General features: G+C 66.9%; 2 protein-coding genes and 2 pseudogenes. 1 reads left to right on the top strand and 3 read right to left on the bottom strand.

Translation table 11 applies throughout. The features are described from left to right. The 3 genes and pseudogenes from GJ629_RS15015 to lonB form a co-directional block, all read right to left on the bottom strand. Window positions 1-294, bottom strand: a pseudogene (locus GJ629_RS15015) (CPBP family intramembrane glutamate endopeptidase); the annotation flags it as partial. Then, window positions 279-674: a hypothetical protein gene (locus GJ629_RS15010; protein WP_157513739.1), complete on the bottom strand. Its 396-nt coding sequence runs from the start codon at window positions 672-674 to the stop codon at window positions 279-281. The pseudogene GJ629_RS15015 and the gene GJ629_RS15010, both read right to left, overlap by 16 nt. Next, window positions 675-2,870 carry an ATP-dependent protease LonB gene (lonB, locus tag GJ629_RS15005; RefSeq protein ID WP_157513738.1) on the bottom strand — a complete coding sequence of 732 codons (2,196 nt, stop codon included), beginning with the start codon at window positions 2,868-2,870 and terminating at the stop codon, window positions 675-677. A 200-nt stretch (window positions 2,871-3,070) separates the two neighbouring features. On the opposite strand from lonB, the pseudogene GJ629_RS15000 reads away from it, so the two are divergent. Beyond that, window positions 3,071-3,590, top strand: a pseudogene (locus GJ629_RS15000) (nicotinamide-nucleotide adenylyltransferase). The last annotated feature ends 40 nt before the right edge of the window (window positions 3,591-3,630 follow it).

Here is a 3,630-nt window from a genome sequence, read left to right as displayed (position 1 = left end):
TGAGCGCCACCCCGCCCGGCCCTGCGCGCTGTGGCCAGCGCCGAACCGCGACCGCAGGACGACCAGCCGCCAACCAGGCCACGGCGAGACGCCGGTCCCCGCGGCGACGGCCCCGATGGCCGCCGCGCGGAACAACAGTTCCTCGACGCCGGCGATCAGCGGCAGGATGACACAGAGTAACAACAGCCACCCGCCGGCGCTCTCGGGCGCCAGCAGCTCGCGGAGGCTCTCATCGTGGTCGATACCGCGGGCATCGACGACCCGACTGGCGGTGTCGCTCAGCGCCCATAGCACCGCACCGAGACCGAGGCCGGCGACCAGCGGCGGGCCGCGGAGGTCAGCGAGCAGCTCCCGGCCCCGAGCGCGTCGGCCGGAATCGCAAAGACGACCGCCGTCCCGAGGACGACACCCCCGAACAGCGCTTGCGTGACCGCGACGTTCGCCAGCAGTGTGACCGACGAGATGCCCTCAAGCGCCGGTCCGCGGTCGCCGATGGCCACGTCGACGCGTTCGATACCGACGCCGGGGTCGACGCCGGCCGGCGTCACCGCGCGGCGGTCGTCACTCGGCGTCGAGTCACGGACCGGCCCGGCGGAGAGGCGCGCGAGGCCGAGAAACAGCGCGAAAACGAGCCCAGTGACGACGAGAAACGCGTCCCACTGGGGAGCGGGCATCTACTGGGGGCTGGGCGACCCGCTGTTGCGTCCGACCTGTCGGTCCAGCGCCTGTCCGGTGATGCTCCGGAGGCGGTCGACCAGCGAGTTCTTCTCGGGTTCGCCGGCGAGTGCGACCTCGAGCACCTCCGAGAGGTGACTGACGGGGACGATCTCGATGTCGTCTTTGTACTCGTCCTCGATCATCACGTCCTGCTCGTTGGCCTTCGGGATGATGACCGTGTCCAGTCCCGTCTTCGCGGCGGCCTCTATCTTGTGGGTGACGCCACCGACCGGCAGCACGTCGCCACGGACCGACAGCGAGCCGGTCATCGCGACGTCCTGTTCGACGGGGACCTCCTCCAGCGCGGAGATGACCGCCGTCGCGACGGTGATCGACGCCGAGTCGCCCTCGACGCCCTCGTAGGCCTGGACGAACTGGATGTGGATGTCCTTCTCGGAGATGTCCTCGTCGGAGAACTTCTTGATGATCGCCGAGACGTTCTGGACGGATTCCTCGGCTATCTCCTGTAGCTTCCCGGTGGCGATGACCTGCCCGGGACCCTGCGAGGGGGTCACTTCGGCCATCACGGGCATCACGATACCGGAGTCCTCGCCCATCACGGCGAGGCCGTTGACGCGGCCGACCACGTCGCCCTTGTTGACCGTCAGCTCGTAGTCCTTGCGGCGCTCGATGTAGTTGTCCGCGAGCTGCTGCTCGATGGAGCGGCTGCGGCGTTTGGCCTGCAGGACGTCCTCGCGTTCGGTCCGCTCTTTGTCGTCGCCGCGGGCCACGTCGCCCGCGACACGGACCAGTCCGCCGAGGTCACGCAGCTTCAGCGTGAGGTGGCCCTTCCGGCCCGCGCGGCGGCGGGCTTCGAGGATGACCTCCTCGACGGCGTCCTCGGTGAAGTGCGGGAGCCGACCGTCCTTCTCGACCTCCTGTGCGACGAAGCGCGCGTACTTGCGCCGCATCTCGGGGTCGTCCTCGATGGTGTCGTCCATGTACACCTCGTACCCGTAGCCTTTGATACGGCTCCGGAGCGCGGGGTGCATGTTCTCCATCGCGTCCATGTTCCCGGCCGCGACCATCACGAAGTCCGTCGGGACGGGTTCGGTCTGGACCATCGCGCCCGAGGAGCGCTCGGACTGGCCCGTGATCGAGAACTCGCCCTCCTGAATCGCGGTCATCAGCTTCTGCTGGGACCGGATGTCGAGGGTGTTTATCTCGTCGACGAACAGCACGCCCTTGTTGGCCTTGTGGATGGCGCCGGCCTCGACGCGGTCGTGGCTCGGCGTCTCCATCCCGCCGGACTGGAAGGGGTCGTGGCGGACGTCGCCCAGCAGCGCGCCGGCGTGGGCGCCGGTGGCGTCCTCGAACGGCGCTGTCTGCTGGCTCGCGTGATTGACCAGCAGGTTGGGGATCATCGCGTCGCTGCCCCGCGAACTGTACCGGAAGATGAGATAGATCACACCGGCCACCAGCAGTCCGAGCAGGAGCTGGCCCCGGAAGATGACCGCGTAGACGAACACGACGCCGATCAGGATCCACATGAGGAAGCTGCGCATCTGGTTGCGCTTGCGGGCCTCCTCCTTGTGGGCGTCGACGATCTGTTCGCCCTTCCCGGCGGGGACCGTCCGGACCTTCGGCTCGTTGCCGTCGTCGGGGTTGTGGTAGACGAGAACGTCCTGTAGGTCCTCCTTGGGGAGCAACTGGCTCATCGCCTTCGCCAGCATCGACTTGCCCGTCCCGGGCGAGCCGATCATCATCACGTGGCGGCGCTGTTTGGCCGCCTTCAACACGATGTCGCGGGCGTGTTCCTGCCCGATCACTTGATCGACCAGTCGGTCGGGGACCTCTATCTCCTCGGTGGTGTCGATGTCGAGGCCGCCGAGGATGTCGTCCTCGTCGACCGAGGCGTCGTCGCCCTCGACGGTCACGTCGCTACCGAGGTCGTCGCTGTCGGGCATCTCCTCGGGCGGTTCGGCGTCGTCCGTCGACTCGCCGACGTCCTCGCCGGTCACGGACTCGCTGGTCGTGACCGGGGCTTCCGTGGCGTCGTCGGACGCGTCCGCCTCCTCGCCGTCGGTGGTGGACACCTTGTCGACACCCAACTCACCGTCACCGTCGATCCCGTCGCCGGAATCGGGGGCCGACCCGTCGCTTTCCTCCCGGTCGGCATCGGGAGCGTCGTCAGTGTCTGTAGTATCACTCATTCTATCCGTGGCTACCATCGGAATCCAAGGGCTGTCGACTGATATACTTTCTCCCCTTTCCCGTCGTGTACGTTCGTCCTACATACTACGTAGAGTGTCTAATGGGTTCGAAATATGGGTATTAGCCGAACGACTCACTGGGGCAAACGAGCCGTCGTCGAGCCGCGGCGTTTATAAACGAGTCGGCGGAACCAACGACTATGACCCGGGGGTTCTACATCGGTCGGTTCCAGCCGTACCACGACGGCCACCAGACGGTCGTCGAACACATCAGCGAGGACGTCGACGAACTCGTCGTCGGCATCGGGAGCGCCGACAGTTCCCACTCCGCGCGCAACCCCTTCACCGCCGGCGAACGTGTGATGATGGTCTCGAACGCGCTTGAGGCGTTCGACCTCCGGACGTACGTCGTCCCCCATCGAGGACGTCGACCGCCACTCCGTGTGGGTCAGCCACATCCGGAGTATGTGTCCGGATTTCGAGGTGGCCTACTCCAACAACCCGCTGGTGATCCGTCTGTTCGAGGAGGCGGGCATCGAGGTGCGCCAGTCGCCGATGTTCGACCGCGACCGACTGGAGGGCAGCGACATCCGCCGCCGGATGCTAGAGGGCGACTCTTGGCGCGACCGGGTTCCCGAAGCCGTCGGCGGACGGTCGTCGAGTCCGTCGACGGACGCGTCACGGATCAGACAGATAGCCGATACCGACGCTCCCGACTAGCCGGCCCGGTCACTCCGTCGACTTCCTCGATTCCGCCCCC

Origin of the sequence: Halapricum sp. CBA1109 (assembly GCF_009741825.1) — an archaeon.
In the GTDB taxonomy this organism is placed as follows: domain Archaea; phylum Halobacteriota; class Halobacteria; order Halobacteriales; family Haloarculaceae; genus Halapricum.
Note: the sequence above shows the minus strand (reverse complement) of the source record. Positions and strands in the feature narration are given on the sequence as shown.

Bases quoted from the DNA above. Each gene is read 5' to 3' on its own strand.
- lonB (WP_157513738.1), bottom strand. From the start codon at position 2,870: ATGAGTGATACTACAGACACTGACGACGCTCCCGATGCCGACCGGGAG.
- GJ629_RS15010 (WP_157513739.1), bottom strand. From the start codon at position 674: ATGCCCGCTCCCCAGTGGGACGCGTTTCTCGTCGTCACTGGGCTCGTT.